The following is a 23,555-nucleotide window of genomic DNA, read 5'->3' on the forward strand; positions in this document are numbered from 1 at the left end:
GACCCGGCGTGAGCGCAAGCCCACCAAGTCCCGGGCCGGACGGCGCACCATTTGCCTGCCCGATCCGCTGAACAAGATTCTCCGTCAGCGCCAGGAGGACCAGAGCGGGAGCGGCTTGCTGCTGGCACGGACTGGGAGGGCAAGGGGTGCGTGTTCGCCTCGCCGACCGGCGGACCGCTCAGTCCGAACACCGACTTCCCTGTCCGGAAGCGACTTCTCCGAGATGCCGGCGTACCCAACGGACGTCTTCGTGACGCTCGCCACACCGCCGCGACCGTGCTGCTGATCCTTGGCGTCCCGGACGTCGTGGCCGACTCGATCATGGGTTGGGAGCCCGGCGGAGCGGCCCTGATGCGTGCCCGGTACCTGCACGTGACCGGGACCATGCTGCGGAAGGTCGCGCAGCAAGTCGGCGACGCGATCTGGGAGCCGCCGACGACGGACCGAGGCGACAACGTCGAAGGCCCCGCTGCAAGCAGCGGGGCCTTCGACATCGTGCCCGGTGAGGCACTGGCGGAGGATACGAGATTCGAACTCGTGAGGGGTTGCCCCCAACACGCTTTCCAAGCGTGCGCCCTAGGCCTCTAGGCGAATCCTCCGGTGGGAACATTACATGACCGAGAGGAGTGCTCGCGAACTCGTTCCTCACCCGCGACATGGGGTAACCTCTGCGTAGCCCCTCACGCGGCGCTATCTGACTGAACTCCCCCAGGGCCGGAAGGCAGCAAGGGTAGGTCGGCTCTGGCGGGTGCGTGGGGGGCGCTCGCGTTCCGGACGTCCGGCCCGGTTGTCGGTGCGCGCCTATAACCTCGTAGGCGTGTCGTCTCTCGCGCTGTACCGCCGTTATCGCCCGGAGTCGTTCGCCGAGGTCATCGGGCAGGAGCATGTCACCGCCCCGTTGCAGCAGGCGTTGCGGAACAACCGGGTCAATCACGCGTACCTGTTCAGCGGTCCGCGCGGATGCGGCAAGACGACCAGCGCGCGCATTCTGGCGCGGTGCCTGAACTGCGAGAAGGGCCCGACCCCGACGCCGTGCGGGGAGTGCCAGTCCTGCCGGGACCTCGCGCGCAACGGACCGGGTTCGATCGACGTCATCGAGATCGACGCCGCTTCCCACGGTGGTGTGGACGACGCCCGTGACCTGCGGGAGAAGGCGTTCTTCGGGCCCGCGGGCAGCCGGTACAAGATCTACATCATCGACGAGGCCCACATGGTCACGTCGGCCGGTTTCAACGCGCTGCTCAAGGTCGTCGAGGAGCCACCGGAGCACCTGAAGTTCATCTTCGCGACCACCGAGCCCGAGAAGGTCATCGGGACCATCCGGTCGCGTACGCACCACTACCCGTTCCGGCTGGTGCCGCCCGGCACGCTGCGGGACTACCTCGGCGAGGTGTGCGGGAAGGAGGACATCCCGGTCGAGGAGGGCGTGCTGCCGCTCGTCGTGCGGGCCGGTGCGGGATCCGTGCGTGACTCGATGTCCGTCATGGACCAGCTCCTCGCCGGCGCGGGCGAGGACGGCGTGACGTACGCCATGGCCACCTCCCTGCTGGGGTACACGGACGGCTCGCTGCTCGACTCCGTCGTCGAGGCCTTCGCGACCGGCGACGGCGCCGCCGCCTTCGAGGTCGTGGACCGGGTGATCGAGGGCGGCAACGATCCGCGCAGGTTCGTCACGGACCTGCTGGAGCGGCTGCGGGACCTCGTCATCCTCGCCGCCGTTCCCGATGCCGCCGAGAAGGGGCTCATCGACGCCCCCGCCGACGTGATCGAGCGGATGCAGGCACAGGCCGGCGCCTTCGGGGCCGCCGAGCTCAGCCGCGCCGCCGACCTCGTCAACGAAGGGCTCACCGAGATGCGCGGCGCCAGCTCGCCGCGCCTCCAGCTCGAGCTGATCTGCGCGCGCGTGCTGCTGCCGGCCGCCTACGGCGACGAGCGCTCGGTCATGGCCCGGCTGGACCGGATCGAGCGCGGGGCGAACTTCTCCGCGGGCGGCGCCGGCGCCGGTGCGCCCGCCGTGGCGTACGTCCCCGGGCCGGAGGTCCACGGAGGAGCGCCGGGACAGGGCTCCGTCGAACCGGGGGGCGGTCCCGCCGCCGCCCGGGCCGCCGTGCGGGGGCCGGGTCCGGCGGCCCCCACCCCCACCACCCCCTCTCCAGCCTCTCCCGTCGCGCCGGCTCAGCAGCCCCCGGCGCCCGCCCCGGCGCCCTCCGGTGCTCCGCCCGCCCCCGGTGCCCCCGGCGCCTGGCCCTCCGCCGCCTCCGCCGGCGGAGGCCGTCGGCCGGGGGGCTGGCCCACCGCCGCCCCGACGGGCGGGGCGCAGCCCCCGGCCCCCGCCGGAGTTCCCGCGCCCGCTCCCCAGGCGGTGTCCGCTCCCCAGGCGGTGTCCGTTCCCCAGGCGGCGCCCGCCCCCTCGGGCGCCGGCGGCGGGCTCGACCCCCGCACGCTCTGGCCGAACATCCTGGAGACGGTCAAGAACCGTCGTCGCTTCACCTGGATCCTGCTCAGCCAGAACGCCCAGGTGACCGGCTTCGACGGCACGACGCTCCAGATCGGCTTCGTGAACGCCGGAGCGCGGGACAACTTCCTCAGCAGCGGCAGCGAGGACGTACTGCGTCAGGCGCTGGCCGAACAGTTCAACGTGCAGTGGAGGATCGAGGCGGTCGTCGACCCGTCCGGCGGCGGGGGAGGCACGTCGGCGCCGGCCCCGATCGGAGCGCCCGCCGGCGGCCGCACCGGCGGTGGCGGCGGGTACGGCGGTCCCGGTGGCGGCCAGCGGCCCTCCGCGCCCCCGCCGAGCGCCCCGGCCGTCGCGCCCGCGCAGCCGGCGGCGCCCGCCCCGGCGGCCTCCGCGCCCGCCCCGGCGGCCTCCGCGCCCGCCCCGGCGCCCCGCCCGTCCGCCCCGGAGCCGCCGCCCCCCGTCTCGCCCGAGGACGACGTCCCCGAGGACGACGATCCCGACCTGGACGAGTCCGCCCTCTCCGGGCAGGAACTGCTCGTCCGAGAGCTGGGCGCGACGGTCGTCGAGGAGTTCACGAACGACTAGGGATTCGGAGGAACGCACGAACGGCGTCCTCCCCCTCCTTCGGAGGCCCGCACAAGGCGAGCCCGCCGTCTCCCGTTAGGCTGACCCCGTGAAGGTCCTCGTCATCGGCAGCGGCGCCCGCGAACACGCCCTGTGCCGCTCCCTGTCCCTCGACCCCGACGTCACCGCGCTGCACTGCGCCCCCGGCAACGCCGGCATCGCCGAGGCCGCCGAGCTGCACCGGGTCGACGCCCTCGACGGTGCGGCCGTGTCCGCGCTGGCCGCCCGGCTCGGCGCCGACCTCGTGGTGGTCGGCCCGGAGGCGCCCCTCGTCGCCGGTGTCGCCGACGCCGTGCGCGACGCGGGCATCCCGGTCTTCGGCCCCTCCAAGGAGGCCGCGCAGCTCGAGGGCTCCAAGGCCTTCGCCAAGGACGTCATGGCGGGGGCCGGCGTGCCCACCGCCCGCAGTTACGTCTGCACGACGCCCGAGGAGGTCGACGCCGCCCTCAGCGCGTTCGGCGCCCCGTACGTCGTCAAGGACGACGGGCTCGCGGCCGGCAAGGGCGTCGTCGTCACCGACGACATCGAGGCGGCCCGCGCGCACGCCGGGGGGTGCGCGCGCGTGGTCGTCGAGGAGTTCCTCGACGGCCCCGAGGTCTCCCTCTTCGCGATCACCGACGGCGAGACGGTCGTACCGCTCCAGCCCGCCCAGGACTTCAAGCGCGCGCTGGACGGCGACGAGGGTCCGAACACCGGCGGCATGGGGGCCTACTCCCCGCTGCCGTGGGCCGACCCCAAGCTGGTCGACGAGGTCGTGGAGACGGTCCTCCAGCCGACGGTGGACGAGATGCGGCGCCGCGGCACCCCGTTCTCCGGGCTGCTCTACGCCGGTCTGGCGATCACCTCGCGCGGGGTCCGCGTGATCGAGTTCAACGCCCGCTTCGGCGACCCCGAGACCCAGGTGGTCCTGGCCCGGCTGAAGACCCCGCTGGGCGGTGTGCTGATGGCCGCCGCCACCGGCAGCCTCGCCCACCTGGAGCCGATGCGCTGGAGCGACGAGGCCGCGGTCACCGTGGTCGTCGCCTCGCACAACTACCCCGGCGCCCCGCGCACCGGCGACCCGATCACGGGCCTGGACGAGGTCGCCGCCCAGGACGCCCCGCACGCGTACGTGCTGCACGCGGGGACGAAGCGGGACGGCGACGCGGTCGTCAGCGCGGGCGGGCGCGTGCTGTCCGTCACCGCGACCGGCAAGGACCTCACCGAGGCCCGCGACCGCGCCTACCGGGCGGTGTCCCGCATCGGCCTCGACGGCTCCCGGCACCGCACGGACATCGCGGCGAAGGCGGCGCGGGAGGCGTAGCCGTACGGGCCGGTCCGCTCCCGGCGCCGATGAACCCCGCAGGCCCCGGATCCGTCTCAGGAGCCGGGGCCTGACCCCTGCCGTCCGTCCTCCACCTCTCCCCAAAGCCATTCCATCGGGTGAGCGATGCGCCATCCGGCTGACGACAGCCGGGGCCCCAACTATGGTGCCGCGCAAGCGTTCCGGCACTTGGCCCATCGGCATTGCGATGTCGGTGGCGGGTGCCACAGTGGGGGAGTGGACAACGCCGGGACAGCATCACGACCGCCGGGAGGGGGAGAGGTCGGGCCATGAGCGGAAGCGGAACGGGAGCGGAGGGGGGCGCGCGGACCGCGCGGTCGCACGCGCTGGCCGTGCTGCGCGTCCGGAGCCGGGCGCTGGCCGTCGCGCTGCTGCCGGCCGCCGTCGCCGTGATCCTGCTCGTCGGCGGATCCACCGGCCACCTGCCGGGCGGCGGCTGGGACCTCGCCCGCCGGCTCCTCACACCGATCGCGGTACTGGTCCTGCTCGTCGCCACCGGTGTCGCCCTGGTCGTCGCGCGGGCCCGGCCCGCCATGAGCCCCACGGTCCCCATCGCCGAGGACGCGGCCCCGGACCTGTACCGGTTGGTGCGCGACCTCGCCGACCGGCTCGACGTCCCCGCCCCCTCCGCGATAGCGCTCACCCCGGACTGCGACAGCTGGCTGGAGGACCGCACCCACCCGGCTCACGGCCCTGCGCCCGCCGAGGAGCACGGCGACATGGCCGGTGCGGGGCGGTCCGTCCGGGGCAAGGCCGCCGCGGCGCCCGTGCTGGTGATCGGCTCCCCGTTCCTGTGGTGGATGCGCGTGGGCGAGCTGCGCGCGGTCCTCGCCCCGGTCGTCGCCGGTACGGGGCCTTCGGCGCACCCGGACATAGCCGCCGCCCGGCGCTTCGTGCGGGGGCTGGACGCCGCGGTGGCCGTGGCCTCGGCGCCCCGCCGGGGGCCGGTGGCCCGCGGGGTGCTCGCGGGCGTCGGCCGGGTCACCCTCCTGCTGCTGCGCGGCTGCCGGGGGCACGCCGTGGAGATGGAGCGCGGGGTCGCCGCGGCGGCGGCCGAGCGCGCCCAGGCCGTGGACTACGGGCTGCGGATCGTCGCCCAGGAGCAGGTGGGTCTGGCGTACGCGGGCTGGGACCGGCTGCTCACCCGGGTCGCGCTGCCGGCCTGGCGGATGGGCCGCTGGCCCTCGCGGCTCAACGCGGGAGTGGTGGCGGCGCTGACCGAGCTGTCCCGCCGGGACCGGCTGGCGGAGGGCTTCGCCTCCCGCCTCGGCGAGCGTCCGGCGTGCGACCTGCTGGAAGAGCCCGGCACGGTGGACGAGGCCACGTCGCTCCTCGCCGCCCGCCTCTTCCACGGCGGACCCGCGAAAGCCGGTCCGGACTGGTGCCCGGTGCACTGGGGCGACTATCCGGAGGAGGTCGTCGACCGCAAGTGGCGCACCGACACCGCCCGCCTCCACCGCGTCCTGGACGCCCTCCACGTCCCTCCCGCGCCCGGCGGACCCCTCGCCCCCGGCGCCCCCACCCTCTCCCGGGTCCTGACCCACCTGACCATCCCCGCGGAAGCCCACGCACCCACGCCGTCCACGGAACCCGTTCCCGCTCTGCCGTCGGCTCCCGCCCCCGACGACGAGGACCTGGCCGCCGCCACCCCCCGCAGTGCCGCTCTCGCCGCCCGGCTGAGTGCCGAGCTGGCCCGGGAGGAGGCGGCGGTGGCGCTCCCCGTCTCCGGCGTCCGCACGGACCGGGCCCCGGACCCGCTCCGGGACGACCGGGCGCTCCCCCTCTTCCCCCTCCAGCCCCCGCGCGCCGGCCGGGAACTGCTCGTCGATCACATCGCGGCGATGGTCTGCTGCGCGGCGATGGACACCGCGGGCGCCGTCCCCGGACTCGACTGGCTCGACGGGCCCACGCTGCTCCTCGGCGGTGTACGCGCCGCGGACCTCTCCCCCCGGATCCTGACCCTCATCGAGGACGGCGATCCGGCGGCCCTCCGGCTGTGGCTGACCCGGCAGGGCATACGCCCCGAGAAGCCCGTACGGCTCGTCTGAGCCGACGACCCGCTCCCTGCCCCGGAGCCCCAGAACTCACCCTTCCGCTTTCGGTCAATTCAAAACGAACGGTGACGTAGTACGCGCTCAATGTGATGTGCTTGGACCGTTCGCGCTCACTGGCAAGAGCGCGCGACATACGACAAGCACATAAGTGGCGACAGGTACCGTTCGCCAGCCGACTGCCGGACAGCACCACGCACCGCACCGCACCGCACCGCGACGGGGGCACGAGGGAGGGGAGCGACCATGGGTTCGGAGCAGATCCGCCGCTGGGAGTCGGGAGCACTGGCACACGCCGTGAACGATCCCTTCGGACAGGGCCCCCTCCCGTGGCTGCGCGGCAGCGAGACGTACTTCGACGACAGCGGCCGGGTCGTCCCCTGGTACGTGGAACCGGAGCCCTACACGGACGCGGAACGGGCCGCCGCCGCCCGTGTCCCGAGACAGGGCGGCCTGAGGATCCCCGCCCCCCGTGCCTCCGATTCCGTCGGGCCCCGTGCCGCCGACGACGTGCACCGCCAGATCAAGGGCTTCGCCTCCACCGGCGCGGTCGCCCCCGGTGGGTCCATCGACTTCCACATCACCGTCGACCCGCCCCAGCCGTTCGACGTCGACGTCTACCGCATCGGCCACTACGGCGGCCACGGCGCCACCAAGATCACCTCCAGTCCCCGCCTCTCCGGCATCGTGCAGCCGGCGCCGCTCACCGCCGACCGCACCGTCTCCTGCCACCACTGGTGGCTGTCCTGGCGGCTGCCGGTCCCGTCGTACTGGAGCGTCGGCGCGTACGTCGCCGTCCTCACCACCGCCGACGGCTACCGCTCGCACATCCCGTTCACCGTCCGCGACAACCGCCCGGCCGACCTCCTCCTGGTCCTGCCCGACGTCACCTGGCAGGCGTACAACCTGTACCCGGAGGACGGCCGCACCGGCGCGAGCCTCTACCACGCCTGGGACGAGCAGGGCCGGCTGCTCGGCGAGGCGGACGCCGCCACCACCGTCTCCTTCGACCGCCCGTACGCGGGCGCCGGCCTCCCGCTGCACGTCGGCCACGCCTACGACGTCATCCGCTGGGCCGAGCGCTACGGCTACGACCTCGCCTACGCGGACGCCCGCGACCTGCACGCCGGCCGGATCGACCCCGCCCGCTACCGGGGCCTGGTCTTCCCCGGCCACGACGAGTACTGGTCGGTGCCCATGCGCACCGCCGTGGAAGACGCCCGTGAGCACGGCACGTCCCTGGTCTTCCTCTCCGCCAACACCATGTACTGGCAGGTGGAACTCGCCCCCTCCCCGGCCGGTCCCGCCCGCCTGCTGACCTGCCGCAAGCGCCAGGGCCCGGGCAAACCCACGCTGTGGCGGGAGCAGGACCGCGCCGAGCAGCAGCTGCTGGGCATCCAGTACGCCGGTCCCGTCCCGGAGCCGCATCCGCTGATCGTCCGCAACGCCGGCCACTGGATGTGGGAGGCGACCGGCGTGTACGAGGGCGACGGCATCGAGGGCATGGTCGCGGCCGAGGCCGACCGCTACTACCCGCGCACCCCGCTGCCGGAGCACGAGGAGCGCGTGCTGCTCGCCCACTCCCCGTACACCGACCGCCGGGGCGTCCGACGCCATCAGGAGACGTCCCTGTACCGGGCCCCCTCCGGCGCCTGGGTCTTCGCCTCCGGCACCTTCGCATGGTCCCCCGCCCTGGACCGCCCGGGCCACACCGACCCCCGCGTCCAGCGCGCCACCGCCAATCTCCTGGACCGCATCTGCAAACGCGACTGACCCGTCCGTCGACACCCCGTACGCGGTCCGACCCGCGCATACGGGAGAATCGAGTCACTTGGTCAGAACCACAGGGAGAAACCGTGTCCGGATTCGTCGAAAAGCCCGAGCCGATCCAGGTTCCGGGCCTGGTGCATCTGCACACCGGCAAGGTGCGCGAGCTGTACCGGAGCGAGGCGGGCGACCTCGTGATGGTCGCCAGTGACCGCATCTCCGCCTACGACTGGGTGCTGCCGACCGAGATCCCCGACAAGGGCCGGGTCCTCACCCGGCTCTCCCTGTGGTGGTTCGACCAGCTCGCCGACCTGCTCCCGCACCACGTCCTGAGCACCGAGCCGCCGGCCGGCGCCCCCGACGACTGGGCGGGCCGCACCCTGGTCTGCACGTCCCTGGACATGGTCCCGGTGGAGTGCGTGGCCCGCGGCTACCTCACCGGCTCGGGCCTGGCCGAGTACGACGAGTCCCGCACGGTCTGCGGCCTCGCCCTCCCCGAGGGCCTGGTCGACGGCTCCGAACTGCCCGCCCCGATCTTCACCCCGGCCACCAAGGCCGCCGTCGGCGAGCACGACGAGAACGTCTCCTACGAGGAGGTCGCGCGCCGGGTCGGCGCGGAGACCGCCGCCCGGCTGCGCCAGGCGACCCTCGCCGCCTACTCCCGCGCCCGGGACATCGCCCGCGACCGGGGGATCGTCCTCGCGGACACCAAGTTCGAGTTCGGCTTCGACGGCGAGACCCTGGTCCTCGCGGACGAGGTGCTCACCCCCGACTCCTCCCGCTTCTGGCCGGCCGAACAGTGGGAGCCGGGCCGGGCGCAGCCGTCGTACGACAAGCAGTTCGTGCGGGACTGGCTGACCTCCGCCGAGTCGGGCTGGGACCGCAGGAGCGAGCAGCCCCCGCCACCGCTGCCGGAGCACATCGTGGAGGCGACCCGCGCCAAGTACGTGGAGGCGTACGAGCGCCTGACCGGCACCACCTGGAGCTGAGCGCCTCCGGGCCGCACGACGAGGGCCCCGGTCGATGACCGGGGCCCTGATCCGAGCGAACGACGAGGTTCGAACTCGCGACCTCAACCTTGGCAAGGTTGCGCTCTACCAACTGAGCTACGTTCGCATGCGCCGTGGCGCGACACCTACTATACCCAACCCCGCTCCCGTGCGAGACGGACCGCCGCATGGCGATTGCCCGCCCCGAGCTTCGAGACGGCCGAGGAGAGGTAGTTCCGCACGGTCCCCTGGGACAGCGCGGCCCGCTCCGCGATCTCCGCCACGGGCGCCCCGTCCGCCGCGAGTTCCAGTACCTCCGCCTCGCGCGAGGTCAGCGGGGAGTCCCCGGCGGCGATCGCGTCGGCGGCCAACTCCGGTTCGACGTAACGGTTTCCCGCGTGCACCGTACGGATGATCTCCGCGAGCCGCTGGGCGCTGACGGTTTTGGGGACGAACCCCCGCACACCCGCCGCGAGTGCCCGTTTCAGGTGTCCGGGCCGCCCGTGACCGGTCACGATCAGCACCCGGCAGTCGGGCAGCTCCGCCCGCAGGGATGTGGCGACCTTCACACCGTCCGCGCCGGGCATCTGCAGATCCAGCACGGCGACATCGGGGGCGTGCGCCCGCGCCATCGCCAGCGCCTCCGGCCCGGTGGCCGCCTCGGCGACGACGAGGAGGTCGTCCTCCAGGGACAGCAGGGCGGCCAGCGCCCCGCGGATCAGATGCTCGTCGTCGGCGAGCAGCAGGCGGACGACGTCCGTCACGACGCGACCTCCAGCACCGGCTCCGCCGTCAGCGGAACCTCCGCGACCAGCCGGAACACACCCTTGCCGAGGCCTTTGGCGTCCAGCGTGCCGCCCACCGCCTCCAGCCGCTCCCGCAGCCCCGCCAGGCCCGAGCCGCCCACGCCTCCCGGACCGGCCGTCCCGGACCGGGCCGCGGCCCCGTCGTTCTGCACCGTCAACACCACGCGCCCCTCAGGCATCCGCACCGACACGGTGCACTTCCTCGCGTCCCCGTGCCGCAGCACGTTGGTGGTCGCCTCCCGCACGACCCAGCCCAGCGCCGACTGCACCTCGGTGGGCAGCCCACCCGTCTCGCCGCTCACCTCGCAGTCGATGCCGGCCGCCCTCAGCACCCCCCGCGCGCCGCTGAGTTCGGTCTCCAGGTCGATCTCCCGGTAGCCGCGCACCACGTGGCGCACCTCCCGCTGGGACTCCTGGGCGATGCGCTGCACCTCGATCATCTGCTCCACCGCCTCGGGCCGCTCGCGCCGCGCCAGCTGGACGGCCAGCTCGCTCTTGAGCGCGATCACGGCGAGGTTCCTCCCCATCACGTCGTGCAGGTCCCGTCCGAACCGCAGCCGCTCCTCGGCCACCGCGAGCCGGGCACGGGTCTCGCGCGCCTCGTCGAGTTCGTAGACGGCGTTGAGCAGCCAGACGGAGAAGACCGCGGTGAAGGCGAGGAAGCCGGCGCCGGCCAGCACGATCCCGGCCACTCCCAGCGCGACGGGACCGGGCATGCCCAGCGGCCAGGCCACGAGGGCCACTCCGGCCCCGAACCCGCCGACGACGGCGAGGACGCGCCGCCGGTCGCGCACCCCGAGTGCGATCGTGCCCGCGCCGAAGCAGAGCACGCCCCCGAAGACCGAGCCGGCGGCGGCGTCGACGTCGTCACCGGGCGGCCCGTGTTCCGCGACGGCGAGGGCGGCGACCGCGAGCGCCACGGTCAGGACGCCGAGCGTCCACAGCAGCCGCAGGGGCTGGGGACGCCGTCCGAGGGTCCAGTCCAGGGCCCGGGAGACGACTGCCATGCCCAGCACGGAGTGCGCCGCGACCAGCAGCGACAGCACGAGTGCGAACCGTCCTCCCACCCGCCCGAAGGCCGGCAGACCGATCGCGGCCATCTCGCAGAGGCAGATGGAGTGGAACGACCACCTCGTGTACGTCTCCACCTTCGCCGGTGTGCTCTTGCGCCCCCACCAGCCGTCCGGCCTGCCCATGTCCCGTCTCTCCCGCCCTCGCGTACGTCAGTGCCTCGGCTCCCAGCGGAACCGCCGCCGTACAGCAAACACCGCCAGCAGGGTCCAGGCCACCGCCGTCACGAGGGCGCCGAGGGCCTCGTAGGCCGACAGGTCGCCGGTCCAGCCGCCGCGCACCAGGGTGACGACCGGGGTCAGCGGCAGCAGTTCGCAGACGGAGGCCAGCCGGTCGGGGAACAGTTCCAGCGGGACGAACATGCCGGAGCCGAGCATCGAGACGATCAACAGCGGCATCGGGGTGACCTGCGCGCTCTCGGAGGTCCGGGTGAAGGCCGCGGTGACGGCCGCGAGCGCGGCGCACATCACGAGCCCCAGCAGCAGGCCGATGACGGCCAGATGCGGCGCGGACGGCGCGGACATGTCCAGCAGCACCGCACAGGCCGTGGTCAGCACCAGGCACTGCACCAGCCCGGTGAGCACGGACGGCAGCGCGGACCCACCGAGGATCTCGGCGTCCCGCAGCTCGCCCGTGCGCAGTCGCTTGAGGACGAGTTCCTCGCGGCGGACGACGAAGACCCCGACGAGGGCGGAGTAGACGGCGAACAGCAGGGAGAAACCGACGGCGGCGGGCAGCACGACGGCGCCGGGGGTGAGTCCCACCTCGGCGAGGTCCATCTCCTCGGCCGCCGACCGCACGCTGAGCGGCATCACCAGCGGGATGAACAGCGCGGCGACGAGCGTGCCCTTGCTCCGCCCCAGCAGCGTCAGTTCGGCGCGGGCGAGGGCGGTCATCCGGCTCGCCGGTGTGGTCGTGGTCGTGCTCATGCCGCGTACTCCTTCGGCGCCGGCGTCCCCGCCGACGCGTCCTTGGCGATCCCGAGGAACGCCTCCTCCAGGGACGCCGACCGCACGTCCAGCCGGCGCAGTTCCACTCCGGCGCCGTGCGCCCACATCAGCAGTCCGGTGGCCGCCCGCTGCAGTTCGCGGGTGCGCAGCCGGACGGTCCGGCCGTCGACCGTGTGGTCGCTCACGCCCAGTTCGGCGAGGGGCGGCAGGTCGCCCACGAAGTATCCCTCGGGCAGTTCGAAGGTGATCCGGGACGGCTCGGAGGCGGTCACCTCGGCCGGGGTGCCGGTGGCGGCGATGCGCCCCTCGTGCATGATCGCGAGCCGGTCGGCGAGGTTCTCGGCCTCCTCCAGGTAGTGCGTGGTGAGCAGCACGGTCGTACCGCCGTCGCGCAGCGCGCCCACCAGCTCCCAGGTGTCCCGGCGGCCTTCCGCGTCGAGCCCGGTGGTGGGTTCGTCGAGGAAGAGCACTTCGGGGTCGCCGAGCAGCGCGAGCGCCAGGTCCAGGCGGCGCCGCTGGCCGCCGGAGAGCTGCTTCACCCGGACGCCGGCCTTCGCCTCCAGCCCGACCAGCGCCAGCACCTCCCGCTCGGGGCGGGCCCCGCTGACACACCCCGCCCACATCCGGGCGGTCTCGGCGACGGTCAACTCGGAGGAGAAACCGCCTTCCTGGAGCATCACGCCGGTGCGGGGCCGTACGGCGGCGCGTTCGGTGTACGGGTCGTGGCCGAGCACCCGGACCCGCCCGCCGGCCGGGGCGGCGAGCCCTTCCAGCAGCTCGACGGTGGAGGTCTTGCCGGCACCGTTGGTGCCCAGCAGGGCGAAGACCTCCCCGCGCCGCACCGAGAAGTCGATCCCGCGGACCGCTTCGAACCCGCCCCCGTAGACACGTCGCAGACCCGTGACCTCGATCACGTGCTCGTGTTCGTGTTCGTTCGCTTCCATGCTTCGAGCATCCCGGCGGCCGGGACGGTCCGGCAGTGCGGGGTGTCATCGCCGGACATGACAAATGTCAGAAGGGACCCTCGGGGAACGGCACGACAAAGGCCCCGGTCGATGACCGGGGCCTTTGAGCGAAGAGCGGACGACGAGGCTCGAACTCGCGACCTCAACCTTGGCAAGGTTGCGCTCTACCAACTGAGCTACGTCCGCATTGCCTCCGACCGGCTCTCACCGATCGGCGCGTGCACCAGCCTACCTGATCCACAACGGTGGTCGGTACGGCGGTGCAGAGCGGGTGACAGGAATTGCACACTGCGCCTTCCCCCTGGAAGGGGGATGTTCTACTACTGAACTACACCCGCAAGTACTCCGTGAGCCGGACCTTTCGGCCTCGCCCCTCGGCGTGCTCCAGACTCTAGCTGATCAGCGGGGGTGCTGCGCAAGTCGGTTGCCGAGGGGGACGGGTGACCGGCCGTCGGGGCGGGTCGCCCGGCCGGCTCAGCGCGCCGCGGCGAACGCCTCGTAGACCCTCTTGGGGATCCGCCCGCGCGCGGGGACGTCCATCCGGTTCGCCTGTGCCCAGGCGCGCACGGCGGCCGGGTCCGGGGCGACCTCCGTCTGCCGGTACGCCCTGCCGGAGCGCGACCGCTTGCGGCCGGCGTCCACGTAGGGCTCGAGGGCCGCACGCAGCTCCCTGGCATTGGTTTCGTTGAGGTCGATCTCGTACGACTTGCCGTCCAGTCCGAAGGCGATCGTTTCCGTCGCTTCCGAGCCGTCGATGTCGTCAAAGAGAGTGACCACGACCTTCTGCGCCACGAATATCGGTCCCTTCGTGCGACACCTCTCGCCCGGACGTCCGTGATGACGTGCCGGGACATCGCCGAGATGTCGGCTGTCCGCCTGTAATCGGGCAAAGTATCCGCTAATGACAATTCATTTGTACAGTGCCCGGCATTGCATTGTGAAGCTCGACTAAATCTCTCCGCGCGTCCGGAGCGCAATAGGGGTGTGCGGGCGAGCGGAGAACTTTCCCGGATCTTTTCCCTGGCGCCTCCCCGGGATGCCGAACCGTGATGGCGGTCACGTAGATTCCTCCAACTCTACTCGCGTAGAAATTTTGTACGGGTAGTCTGAAGGGACCTGCTCAGCACCACACACCGGGAGTGCCAGTGGCACGCGTCGTAGTCGACGTCATGCTCAAGCCGGAGATCCTCGACCCCCAGGGCCAGGCGGTGCAGCGCGCACTGCCGCGGCTGGGTTTCGAGGGGATCTCGGACGTCCGTCAGGGAAAGCGATTCGAACTGGAAGTTGACGGGCCGGTCGACGAGGCCACGCTCGCCCGTATCCACGATCTCGCGGAATCCTTCCTCGCCAACACCGTGATCGAGGACTTCACCGTACGGGTCGAGGAAGTCGCGGGGGCCGCGAAGTGACCGCTCGTATCGGCGTCGTCACTTTCCCGGGCAGCCTGGACGACCGGGACACCCAGCGCGCGATCCGCGTCGCCGGCGCCGAGCCCGTCGCCCTCTGGCACAAGGACAAGGACCTCAAGCAGGTCGACGCCGTGGTGCTCTGCGGCGGTTTCAGCTACGGCGACTACCTGCGCGCCGGCGCCATCGCGCGCTTCTCGCCGGTGATGGACACCGTCATCGACCAGGCCAGGGCGGGACTCCCCGTCCTCGGCATCTGCAACGGCTTCCAGATCCTCACCGAGGCGCACCTGCTCCCCGGCGGCATGCTGGGCAACGACCACCTGCACTTCATCTGCCGCGACCAGAAGCTGCGGGTGGAGAACGCGGACACCGCCTGGACCACCGACTACACGGCCGGCCAGGAGATCCACATTCCGCTGAAGAACATGGACGGCCGCTACGTCGCCGATCGGCGGACGCTGGACGAGCTGGAGGCCGAGGGCCGCGTCGCGTTCCGCTACATGGACTTCAACCCGAACGGCTCGCTCAACGACATCGCCGGCATCACCAACGCCGCCGGCAACGTCGTCGGTCTGATGCCGCACCCCGAGCACGCCGTCGAGTCGCTGATCGGTACGGGCCGTACCGACGGCCTGCCGTTCTTCACCTCGATCCTCAAGAAGCTGGTCAACGCATGAGCCGGACGCCACTGGACACGGTCGAGCACGCGGCCGCGACCCCCGACGTCGAGCTGCCCTGGGCCGAGCTGGGCCTGAAGAAGGACGAGTACGAGCGGGTGGTGGAGATCCTCGGCCGCCGCCCGACCGGCGCCGAGCTCGCCATGTACTCCGTCATGTGGTCCGAGCACTGCTCGTACAAGAGCAGCAAGGTCCACCTCCGCCAGTTCGGCGAGAAGGCCCCCGAGTCCGACGCCCTCCTCGTCGGCATCGGCGAGAACGCCGGTGTCGTCGACGTCGGCCAGGGCTACGCGGTCACCTTCAAGGTGGAGTCGCACAACCACCCCTCCTACGTCGAGCCCTACCAGGGCGCGGCCACGGGCGTCGGCGGCATCGTCCGCGACATCATCGCCATGGGCGCCCGCCCGGTCGCCGTCGTGGACCCGCTGCGCTTCGGCGCCGCGGACCACCCCGACACCAAGCGCGTCCTGCCGGGCGTCGTCGCCGGCATCGGCGGCTACGGCAACTGCCTGGGCCTGCCCAACATCGGCGGCGAGGTCGTCTTCGACGCCTGCTACCAGGGCAACCCCCTGGTCAACGCCGGTGCCATCGGTGTCATGCGGCACGAGGACATCCACCTCGCGAAGGCGTCCGGCGCGGGCAACAAGGTCATCCTGTACGGCGCCCGGACCGGCGGCGACGGCATCGGCGGCGCCTCGATCCTGGCCTCCGAGACCTTCGACGACGCCAAGCCCTCCAAGCGCCCCGCCGTCCAGGTCGGCGACCCCTTCCAGGAGAAGCTCCTCATCGAGTGCACCCTGGAGGCGTTCAAGGAGAAGCTGGTCGTCGGCATCCAGGACCTCGGCGCGGCCGGCCTGTCCTGCGCCACGTCCGAGCTGGCCTCCAACGGCTCCGGCGGCATGCGCGTCACCCTCGACGACGTCCCCCTGCGCGACTCGACGCTCTCCCCCGAGGAGATCCTCATGAGCGAGTCGCAGGAGCGCATGTGCGCGGTCGTCGAGCCCGACAAGGTCGACCGCTTCCTCGAGATCTGCGACAAGTGGGACGTCATCGCCACCGTCATCGGCGAGGTGACCGACGGTGACCGGCTGGAGATCTTCTGGCACGGCGGCAAGATCGTGGACGTCGACCCGCGCACGGTCGCCCACGAGGGACCGACGTACGAGCGCCCCTACGCCCGTCCGTCCTGGCAGGACGGGCTCCAGGCGGACGACGCGAACAAGCTGCCGCGCCCGGAGACGAGCGAGGAGCTGAAGGACCAGGTCCTGAAGCTGGTCGGCTCGCCCAACCAGGCCTCCAAGCAGTGGATCACCCAGCAGTACGACCGCTTCGTGCAGGGCAACACCGTCCTCGCCCAGCCCGAGGACTCCGGCATGATCCGCATCGACGAGGCGTCCGGCCTCGGCGTCGCGATCGCCACCGACGGCAACGGCCGCTACGCCAAGCTCGACCCGTACGCGGGCGCGCAGCTGGCCCTCGCGGAGGCGTACCGCAACGTCGCCACGACCGGCGCCAAGCCCCTCGCGGTCTCCGACTGCCTGAACTTCGGCTCGCCCGAGGACCCGGCCGTCATGTGGCAGTTCGCCGAGGCCGTACGCGGGCTGGCGGACGGCTGTCAGCAGCTCGGCACCCCGGTGACCGGCGGCAACGTCTCGCTCTACAACCAGACCGGCGAGGCCGCCATCCACCCGACCCCGGTGGTCGCGGTCCTCGGCGTCATCGACGACGTGACCCGCCGCACGCCGGTCGCCTTCCAGGAGGACGGCCAGCTGCTGTACCTCCTCGGCGACACGCGCGAGGAGTTCGGCGGCTCGGCCTGGTCGCAGGTCGTCCACGACCACCTCGGCGGCCTGCCCCCGAAGGTCGACCTGGAGCGTGAGCGCCTGCTCGCCGAGATCCTGGTCTCCGCGTCCCGCGACGGCATGATCGACTCCGCGCACGACCTGTCGGACGGCGGGCTGATCCAGGCCGTGGTCGAGTCGGCGCTGCTGGGGGAGAAGGGCGCGCGCCTGGTCGTCCCCGACGGGCTCGACGCCTTCACCTTCCTGTTCTCCGAGTCGGCGGGGCGCGCGATCGTCGCCGTGCCGCGCTCGGAGGAGGTCCGCTTCAACGACATGTGCGGCGCGCGCGGCCTCCCGGCCACCCGCGTCGGCGTCGTCGACGGCGACACGGTGGAGGTCCAGGGCGAGTTCGCCCTCACCCTCGCCGAGCTGCGCGAGACGCACGAGGCCACGATCCCGGCCCTGCTGGCCTGACCCCGCACCCTTCCCGCACGGGAACGAAGCCCCCGCCCGGTCCGCCGGCCGGGGGCTTCGGCACACGGCCGGCCCTCCCGCATAGGCTCGCCCCATGCCCCCGGCCAAGAAGCGCGCCCGTTCCTACGACCCCGTCAAGACCCGTGCCGCCGTACTGGCGCAGTTCGGGAACGTACGGGCGGCCGTGCCCGCCCTCACCCCCGGGCAGCTCGCGCTGCCGACGCGGCTCGGCGACTGGACCGTACGGGAGCTGGTGGCGCACATCGGGACGGCGCTGACGGCCGTGGACCGGCTGCTGGAGGAGCCCGTGCCCGCGCGACAGGACGGACGGCTGCCCGACTGGCCGTCCGCCGTCGCCGCCGACGCGGACGCCATCGCCGGCACCGCCCGCCGGCTCGCGGCGGACCACCCCGACCCCGACGCCCACCTCGCGGACGCCGAGCGGCGTTTCACCGCCCGCCTCGACGAGACCCCCGGCGACCGGCTGCTCCCCACCGGCGCGGGCGCGCTGCCGCTGGCCGACTACCTCGTCACCCGCACCGTCGAGCTCGTCGTGCACACCGACGACCTGAACGCCGCCGTCCCCGGCCTCGACATCCCGTACGACCGTCAGGCCCTGGCCGCCTGCACCCGGCTGCTGGCCGACGCGCTCGCCGTGAGGGCCCCCGGCGGCTCCACGGAGGTGCGGATCCCGCCGTACGCGGTCGTGCAGTGCGTGCAGGGGCCGAGGCACACCCGGGGCACTCCGCCGAACGTCGTCGAGACCGACCCGCTGACCTGGATCCGGCTGGCCGGCGGACGGACGGCCTGGCAGGACGCGGTGGCCGGCGCGAAGGTGAGCGCGAGCGGGGAGCGGGCGGATCTCGGACCGTACCTGCCGCTGCTGGGATGAGTCCGGGGAAGGGGAACCACCTGCTTCCCGCCCACGTCGAATCGGCATGTACAGGCGGAAGCACAGGCAACGCATGACCCTGACGGCCCTCGCCGTGCTCGTCGTCCCGCTCGCGGCGGCCTGTGGTAGCGAGGAGGCGGGCGCCGGCAGCGACACCGCCGGGGCGCAGCAGCCGGTCACCGGCGTCCGCTGGAGCATCGACGGCCTCACCGTGGACGGCACCGCCCGCCGCGCCCCCGACGGAGCGCACCTCACCCTCGACGACAGCGGCCGGGCCGAGGGCAGCTACGGCTGCAACACCTTCAGCGCCGACGCCGCCGTCGACGGCGACCGGATCACGCTCAGCGACACCGCGGCCACCGAGATGGGCTGCGACGACATGTCCATGGACGTCGAACTGGCCCTCTCCCGCACGCTCTCCGGCAGCGCCCTGAAGGCCGAGGTGGACGACGAACGCCTCACCCTCACCACCGAGTCCGGCGACACCGTGCGCCTGAGCAGGGCCGAGGACAGCCCGCTGTACGGCACCAGGTGGACCGTCACCACGCCCGCCGTCGACCAGCGCGCCCACCTCACCTTCGACCGGAGGGAGGGCACCGTCTCCGGCCGCCTCGGCTGCAACCACGTGAACGCCGACGCCACCGTGCGCGACGGTCATATCACCCTCGGCGCGCCGGCCTTGACCCGAATGATGTGCGAAGACTCACTCATGGACGGCGAGAAGGCGCTGACGAAGCTGTTCAACGGCACCGTGGACTACGCGATCGACGGCCGAACCCTCACGCTGACCAGCGAAAACGGCACCAGTGTGCAGGCCGTCGCCGAACGCTGATCCACAGCCGGGGCCGTATCCCGCATTCGGACCAGTGGCCGATCTCGCCTACACTCGATGGCGTGCCACGTGGTGACGGACGACTCAACCACGACCTGCTCCCCGGCGAGAAGGGCCCCCAGGACGCTTGTGGCGTCTTCGGTGTCTGGGCTCCGGGCGAAGAGGTCGCCAAGCTCACGTACTTCGGGCTCTACGCCCTCCAGCATCGGGGCCAGGAATCCGCGGGAATCGCGGTCAGCAACGGCTCCCAGATCCTCGTCTTCAAGGACATGGGCCTGGTCTCCCAGGTTTTCGACGAGACATCTCTCGGTTCGCTCCAGGGTCATATCGCGGTCGGACACGCCCGCTACTCGACCACGGGCGCCTCCGTGTGGGAGAACGCCCAGCCGACGTTCCGCGCCACCGCGCACGGATCCATCGCGCTCGGCCACAACGGCAACCTGGTCAACACGGCGCAGCTCGCCGAGATGGTCGCCGAACTCCCCAAGGAGAACGGCCGCGCCCCCAAGGTGGCGGCCACCAACGACACCGACCTGATCACCGCCCTGCTGGCCGGCCAGCGCGCCGCCGACGGCGAACCGGTGACCGTGGAGCAGGCCGCGCACGCGGTCCTCCCCAAGGTCAGGGGTGCCTTCAGCCTCGTCTTCATGGACGAGAACACCCTGTACGCGGCCCGCGACCCGCAGGGCATCCGCCCGCTGGTCCTCGGCCGTCTGGAGCGCGGCTGGGTCGTCGCCTCCGAGTCCGCCGCCCTCGACATCTGCGGCGCGAGCTTCGTGCGCGAGATCGAGCCGGGCGAGTTCGTCGCCATCGACGAGAACGGGTTGCGCACCTCCCGGTTCGCGGAAGCGAAGCCCAAGGGCTGTGTCTTCGAGTACGTGTACCTGGCCCGCCCGGACACCGACATCGCCGGCCGGAACGTGTACCTCTCGCGGGTCGAGATGGGCCGCAAGCTCGCGAAGGAAGCCCCGGTCGAGGCCGACCTGGTCATAGCGACCCCGGAGTCCGGCACTCCGGCCGCCATCGGCTACGCGGAGGCGTCCGGCATCCCCTTCGGCGCCGGCCTGGTGAAGAACGCCTACGTCGGACGTACGTTCATCCAGCCCTCGCAGACCATCCGGCAGCTCGGCATCCGCCTGAAGCTGAACCCGCTCAAGGAAGTCATCAAGGGCAAGCGCCTGGTCGTCGTCGACGACTCGATCGTGCGCGGCAACACCCAGCGGGCCCTGGTCCGCATGCTCCGCGAGGCGGGCGCCGCCGAGGTCCACATCCGGATCTCCTCGCCGCCCGTGAAGTGGCCCTGCTTCTTCGGCATCGACTTCGCCACCCGCGCCGAGCTCATCGCCAACGGTATGACCATCGACGAGATCGGCACCTCGCTGGGAGCCGACTCCCTGTCGTACATCTCCATCGACGGCATGATCGAGGCGACCACCATCGCCAAGCCGAACCTGTGCCGCGCCTGCTTCGACGGCGAGTACCCGATGGAGCTGCCCGACCCCGAGCTCCTCGGCAAGCAGCTCCTGGAGACCGAGCTGGCCGCCGGCACCGCCGCCCCGGCCTCGGTCGACGCGATCCGCCGCCCGTAAGCCCTGACGGACGACACGAAAGCTCTCACAGTCATGTCCCAGAACACTGGTGCCAGCTACGCAGCGGCGGGCGTCGACATCGAGGCGGGCGACCGCGCCGTCGAGCTGATGAAGGAGTGGGTGAAGAAGACCCGGCGCCCCGAGGTCCTCGGCGGCCTCGGCGGGTTCGCCGGCCTCTTCGACGCCTCCGCCCTGAAGAGCTACGAGCGGCCCCTGCTCGCCTCCGCCACGGACGGCGTCGGCACCAAGGTCGACATCGCGCGGCAGATGGGCGTCTACGACTCCATCGGCCACGACCTGGTCGCCATGGTCATGGACGACATCGTGGTGTGCGGTGCCGAGCCGCTCTTCATGACCGACTACATCTGTGTCGGCAAGGTCCACCCCGAGCGTGTCGCCGCCCTCGTCAAGGGCATCGCGGAGGGCTGTGTGCTGGCCGGATGCGCCCTGGTCGGCGGTGAGACGGCCGAGCACCCCGGTCTGCTGGGTCCGGACGACTTCGACGTCGCCGGGGCCGGTACGGGCGTCGTGGAGGCCGACCGGCTGCTCGGCGCGGACCGTATCCGCACGGGTGACGCGGTGATCGCCATGGCGTCCTCCGGACTTCACTCCAACGGCTACTCCCTCGTCCGCCACGTGCTGCTGGACCGCGCGGGGCTCGCCCTGGACGCCCGGATCGACGAGCTGGGCCGCACCCTCGGCGAGGAGCTCCTGGAGCCCACCAGGATCTACTCGCTGGACTGCCTGGCCCTGACCCGCACCACCGAGGTGCACGCGTTCAGCCACGTCACCGGCGGCGGACTCGCGGCCAACCTGGCCCGGGTGATTCCCGACGGACTGCACGCCACCGTGGACCGCTCCACCTGGACCCCCGCGCCGGTGTTCGACCTGGTCGGCCGGACCGGTTCGGTCGAGCGGCTGGAGCTGGAGAAGACGCTGAACATGGGCGTCGGCATGATCGCGATCGTGCCGCAGGAGTCCGTCGACGTGGCGCTGGCGACGCTGGCCGACCGCGGGGTGGACGCCTGGGTGGCCGGTGGGATCACCGACCGCGACGAGCACACCACGGGCGCGGCCCTTGTCGGTGAATACGCGAAGTGAGCGACGGCGTGCCGCCCGCGCGGTGAACGTGCGGGCGGTGCACCGGGCGGTCAGGACCGTCGGAGCAGCCGAGGCAGCACTAAACCCGGTCGGTGACCGGAGTCACCGACCGGGCTGGTGTTCAGCGCAAGGTCAAGCGCCGCGACGCTGTTGCGAGGACGGGTCGCCCTCGTCCTCGTCGTCGTCCTCATAGAGGTCGGCGTACCGTGCGTACAGGTCGTCGTCTTGCTCATCGTCCTCGAAACGCTCACCGTTCGGTGGCTGGTTCGATGGCGATGCGCCCAGCTCCTCGGCCAGGCGTGAGAGATCAGTCCCACCGCTGTTGTACTTCAGCTGGCGGGCGACCTTCGTCTGCTTGGCCTTGGCCCGGCCGCGCCCCATGGCTCGACCCCCTCAACGACGGGGCTCGACGGCCCCAGAGTCTTGACACGCGTTCATGGTCCAGAACGGACTCTCCGCGGAGAGACCGGTCCGTAGGGCTTCCACGGTACCTGAGCCCACGCCCATCCGGTACGTCGCCCGCATGACGTGCCCGCGCCCAGGACCTTCGAGGTGCCCCGTCCTCGCTGGTCAAACGCGATTTTAACCACTTATCGGCGATCGACCCGCCGGGAGAAGTGAGAGTTCTCTCCAAGTGTCCCCCGACGGGTACCGCACACATGTACGAAGGTGCCCCGATTCGGGCCTCCCCGTACGCGTCATCGCGTCGGGCGTGCCTCCGCCATCCGCTGCTCGGCGATCCGGTCGGCCGCGGCGGCCGGCGGAATCCCGTCCTCCTTCGCACGCGCGAATATGGCGAGCGTGGTGTCGAAGATCCTGGACGCCTTCGCCCTGCACCGGTCGAAGTCGAAGCCGTGCAGCTCGTCGGCGACCTGGATGACACCGCCGGCGTTCACCACGTAGTCCGGTGCGTAGAGGATGCCGCGGTCGGCGAGGTCCTTCTCCACACCCGGGTGGGCGAGCTGGTTGTTGGCGGCTCCACAGACCACCTCGGCGGTCAGCACCGGCACGCTGTCGTCGTTCAGCGCCCCGCCGAGCGCGCACGGGGCGTAGACGTCCAGGCCCTCGGTGCGGATCAGCGCCCCGGTGTCGGCGACGGCCGACACGCCCTGGGGGTGCCGGTCGAGGACCCGCCGCACGGCGTCCTCGCGCACGTCGGTGATCACGACCTCGGCGCCCTCGGCGCGCAGGTGCTCCACCAGGTGGTGGCCGACCTTGCCGACGCCGGCGACGCCGACCTTGCGGTCGCGCAGGGAGGGGTCGCCCCACAGGTGCTGGGCGGCGGCCCGCATGCCCTGGTAGACGCCGTAGGAGGTGAGCACGGAGGAGTCTCCCGCGCCGCCGTTCTCCGGGGAGCGGCCGGTGGTCCAGCGGCACTCGCGGGCCACGACGTCCATGTCGGCGACGTAGGTGCCGACGTCGCAGGCGGTGACGTACCGGCCGCCGAGCGAGGCGACGAACCGGCCGTAGGCCAGCAGCAGTTCCTCGGACTTGATCCGCTCCGGGTCGCCGATGATCACGGCCTTGCCGCCGCCGTGCTCGAGCCCGGCCATGGCGTTCTTGTACGACATTCCGCGCGCGAGGTTCAGCGCGTCGGCCACGGCCTCCTCCTCGGAGGCGTACGGGTGGAAGCGCGTACCGCCGAGGGCGGGGCCCAGCGCGGTGGAGTGGATGGCGATGACGGCCTTGAGGCCGGTGGCGCGGTCCTGGCAGAGCACGACTTGCTCATGACCCCCCTGGTCCGAGCGGAACAGGGTGTGCAGGACGCCGTCCGATACGTCGGTCACTGTGGTGA

At 72.2% G+C, this 23,555-nt stretch carries 19 protein-coding genes, 4 tRNA genes, 1 other RNA gene and 1 pseudogene; 14 read left to right on the forward strand and 11 right to left on the reverse strand.

Features of this window, described 5'->3' with window-relative positions; translation table 11 throughout:
* Positions 1-453, forward strand: a pseudogene (locus tag KYY02_RS27500) (site-specific integrase); the annotation flags it as partial.
* A gap of 58 nt (positions 454-511) precedes the next feature.
* On the opposite strand, the gene KYY02_RS27505 reads toward KYY02_RS27500, so the two are convergent.
* Positions 512-599 (reverse strand) — tRNA-Ser (locus KYY02_RS27505).
* 72 nt (positions 600-671) lie between these two features.
* Here KYY02_RS27505 and ffs point away from each other — a divergent pair.
* From ffs to KYY02_RS27535, 6 genes are all read left to right on the forward strand, one after another.
* An RNA gene (ffs, locus tag KYY02_RS27510) (signal recognition particle sRNA small type) lies at positions 672-770 on the forward strand.
* Between the two features lie 47 nt (positions 771-817).
* Positions 818-3,043 (forward strand): DNA polymerase III subunit gamma and tau, encoded by a 2,226-nt coding sequence (locus KYY02_RS27515; protein WP_371242511.1) that lies wholly within the window; start codon positions 818-820, stop codon positions 3,041-3,043.
* An 88-nt stretch (positions 3,044-3,131) separates the two neighbouring features.
* On the forward strand, positions 3,132-4,385 hold the full coding sequence (gene purD / locus KYY02_RS27520) for a phosphoribosylamine--glycine ligase (RefSeq protein ID WP_371242513.1): 1,254 nt from the start codon (positions 3,132-3,134) through the stop codon (positions 4,383-4,385).
* A gap of 290 nt (positions 4,386-4,675) precedes the next feature.
* Positions 4,676-6,454, forward strand: coding sequence for a hypothetical protein (locus tag KYY02_RS27525; protein WP_371242517.1), 1,779 nt, complete (start codon positions 4,676-4,678; stop codon positions 6,452-6,454).
* Between the two features lie 249 nt (positions 6,455-6,703).
* A complete protein-coding gene (locus KYY02_RS27530) occupies positions 6,704-8,230 on the forward strand; it encodes a N,N-dimethylformamidase beta subunit family domain-containing protein (protein ID WP_371242519.1) in 1,527 nt (508 codons plus the stop codon).
* Positions 8,231-8,313: 83 nt separating this feature from the next.
* Complete coding sequence (locus KYY02_RS27535; protein WP_371242521.1) at positions 8,314-9,213, forward strand: phosphoribosylaminoimidazolesuccinocarboxamide synthase; 900 nt, start codon at positions 8,314-8,316, stop codon at positions 9,211-9,213.
* Between the two features lie 54 nt (positions 9,214-9,267).
* Here KYY02_RS27535 and KYY02_RS27540 read toward each other — a convergent pair.
* The 8 genes from KYY02_RS27540 to KYY02_RS27575 all read right to left on the reverse strand — a co-directional run bounded on the left by KYY02_RS27540 (position 9,268) and on the right by KYY02_RS27575 (position 13,797).
* A tRNA-Gly gene (locus tag KYY02_RS27540) sits at positions 9,268-9,340 on the reverse strand.
* A gap of 22 nt (positions 9,341-9,362) precedes the next feature.
* Positions 9,363-9,977, reverse strand: a complete 615-nt coding sequence (locus KYY02_RS27545; protein ID WP_371242523.1) for a response regulator — start codon at positions 9,975-9,977, stop codon at positions 9,363-9,365.
* Entirely contained in the window at positions 9,974-11,215 is a 1,242-nt protein-coding gene (locus KYY02_RS27550) for a sensor histidine kinase (protein ID WP_371242525.1), read from the reverse strand. The genes KYY02_RS27545 and KYY02_RS27550 overlap by 4 nt, the downstream gene beginning before the upstream one ends.
* Positions 11,216-11,242: 27 nt before the next feature.
* Positions 11,243-12,019 carry an ABC transporter permease gene (locus KYY02_RS27555; protein ID WP_371242527.1) on the reverse strand — a complete coding sequence of 259 codons (777 nt, stop codon included), beginning with the start codon at positions 12,017-12,019 and terminating at the stop codon, positions 11,243-11,245.
* On the reverse strand, positions 12,016-12,984 hold the full coding sequence (locus KYY02_RS27560) for an ABC transporter ATP-binding protein (RefSeq protein ID WP_371242530.1): 969 nt from the start codon (positions 12,982-12,984) through the stop codon (positions 12,016-12,018). The genes KYY02_RS27555 and KYY02_RS27560 overlap by 4 nt, the downstream gene beginning before the upstream one ends.
* Positions 12,985-13,118: 134 nt before the next feature.
* Positions 13,119-13,191, reverse strand: a tRNA-Gly gene (locus tag KYY02_RS27565).
* A gap of 80 nt (positions 13,192-13,271) precedes the next feature.
* A tRNA-Gly gene (locus KYY02_RS27570) sits at positions 13,272-13,343 on the reverse strand.
* A gap of 136 nt (positions 13,344-13,479) precedes the next feature.
* Positions 13,480-13,797, reverse strand: a complete 318-nt coding sequence (locus KYY02_RS27575) for a histone-like nucleoid-structuring protein Lsr2 (RefSeq protein WP_371242531.1) — start codon at positions 13,795-13,797, stop codon at positions 13,480-13,482.
* Positions 13,798-14,150: 353 nt separating this feature from the next.
* Here KYY02_RS27575 and purS point away from each other — a divergent pair, with 353 nt between their 5' ends.
* The 7 genes from purS (at position 14,151) to purM (ending at position 21,760) form a co-directional block, all read left to right on the forward strand.
* Positions 14,151-14,414, forward strand: coding sequence for a phosphoribosylformylglycinamidine synthase subunit PurS (gene purS, locus KYY02_RS27580; protein WP_371242533.1), 264 nt, complete (start codon positions 14,151-14,153; stop codon positions 14,412-14,414).
* On the forward strand, positions 14,411-15,091 hold the full coding sequence (purQ, locus tag KYY02_RS27585; protein ID WP_371242535.1) for a phosphoribosylformylglycinamidine synthase subunit PurQ: 681 nt from the start codon (positions 14,411-14,413) through the stop codon (positions 15,089-15,091). The genes purS and purQ overlap by 4 nt, the downstream gene beginning before the upstream one ends.
* Positions 15,088-17,346, forward strand: coding sequence for a phosphoribosylformylglycinamidine synthase subunit PurL (purL, locus tag KYY02_RS27590; protein WP_371242537.1), 2,259 nt, complete (start codon positions 15,088-15,090; stop codon positions 17,344-17,346). Before purQ ends, purL begins: the two co-directional genes overlap by 4 nt.
* A 94-nt stretch (positions 17,347-17,440) precedes the next feature.
* Positions 17,441-18,238: a maleylpyruvate isomerase family mycothiol-dependent enzyme gene (locus KYY02_RS27595; protein WP_371242539.1), complete on the forward strand. Its 798-nt coding sequence runs from the start codon at positions 17,441-17,443 to the stop codon at positions 18,236-18,238.
* Positions 18,239-18,284: 46 nt separating this feature from the next.
* A complete protein-coding gene (locus tag KYY02_RS27600; RefSeq protein ID WP_371242541.1) occupies positions 18,285-19,070 on the forward strand; it encodes an META domain-containing protein in 786 nt (261 codons plus the stop codon).
* Positions 19,071-19,132: 62 nt separating this feature from the next.
* The gene (gene purF / locus KYY02_RS27605) at positions 19,133-20,659 is read left to right on the forward strand and encodes an amidophosphoribosyltransferase (RefSeq protein ID WP_371242543.1); all 1,527 of its coding nucleotides are present in this window, start codon (positions 19,133-19,135) and stop codon (positions 20,657-20,659) included.
* 33 nt (positions 20,660-20,692) lie between these two features.
* Positions 20,693-21,760, forward strand: a complete 1,068-nt coding sequence (gene purM / locus KYY02_RS27610; protein ID WP_371242545.1) for a phosphoribosylformylglycinamidine cyclo-ligase — start codon at positions 20,693-20,695, stop codon at positions 21,758-21,760.
* Between the two features lie 132 nt (positions 21,761-21,892).
* On the opposite strand, the gene KYY02_RS27615 is transcribed toward purM, so the two are convergent.
* Positions 21,893-22,141: a DUF3073 domain-containing protein gene (locus KYY02_RS27615; protein WP_030820419.1), complete on the reverse strand. Its 249-nt coding sequence runs from the start codon at positions 22,139-22,141 to the stop codon at positions 21,893-21,895.
* 317 nt (positions 22,142-22,458) lie between these two features.
* Positions 22,459-23,547: a Leu/Phe/Val dehydrogenase gene (locus tag KYY02_RS27620; protein ID WP_371242547.1), complete on the reverse strand. Its 1,089-nt coding sequence runs from the start codon at positions 23,545-23,547 to the stop codon at positions 22,459-22,461.
* Between the last annotated feature and the right edge of the window lie 8 nt (positions 23,548-23,555).

The organism is Streptomyces pimonensis (assembly GCF_041380215.1).
GTDB classification, from domain to species: Bacteria; Actinomycetota; Actinomycetes; order Streptomycetales; family Streptomycetaceae; genus Streptomyces; species Streptomyces pimonensis.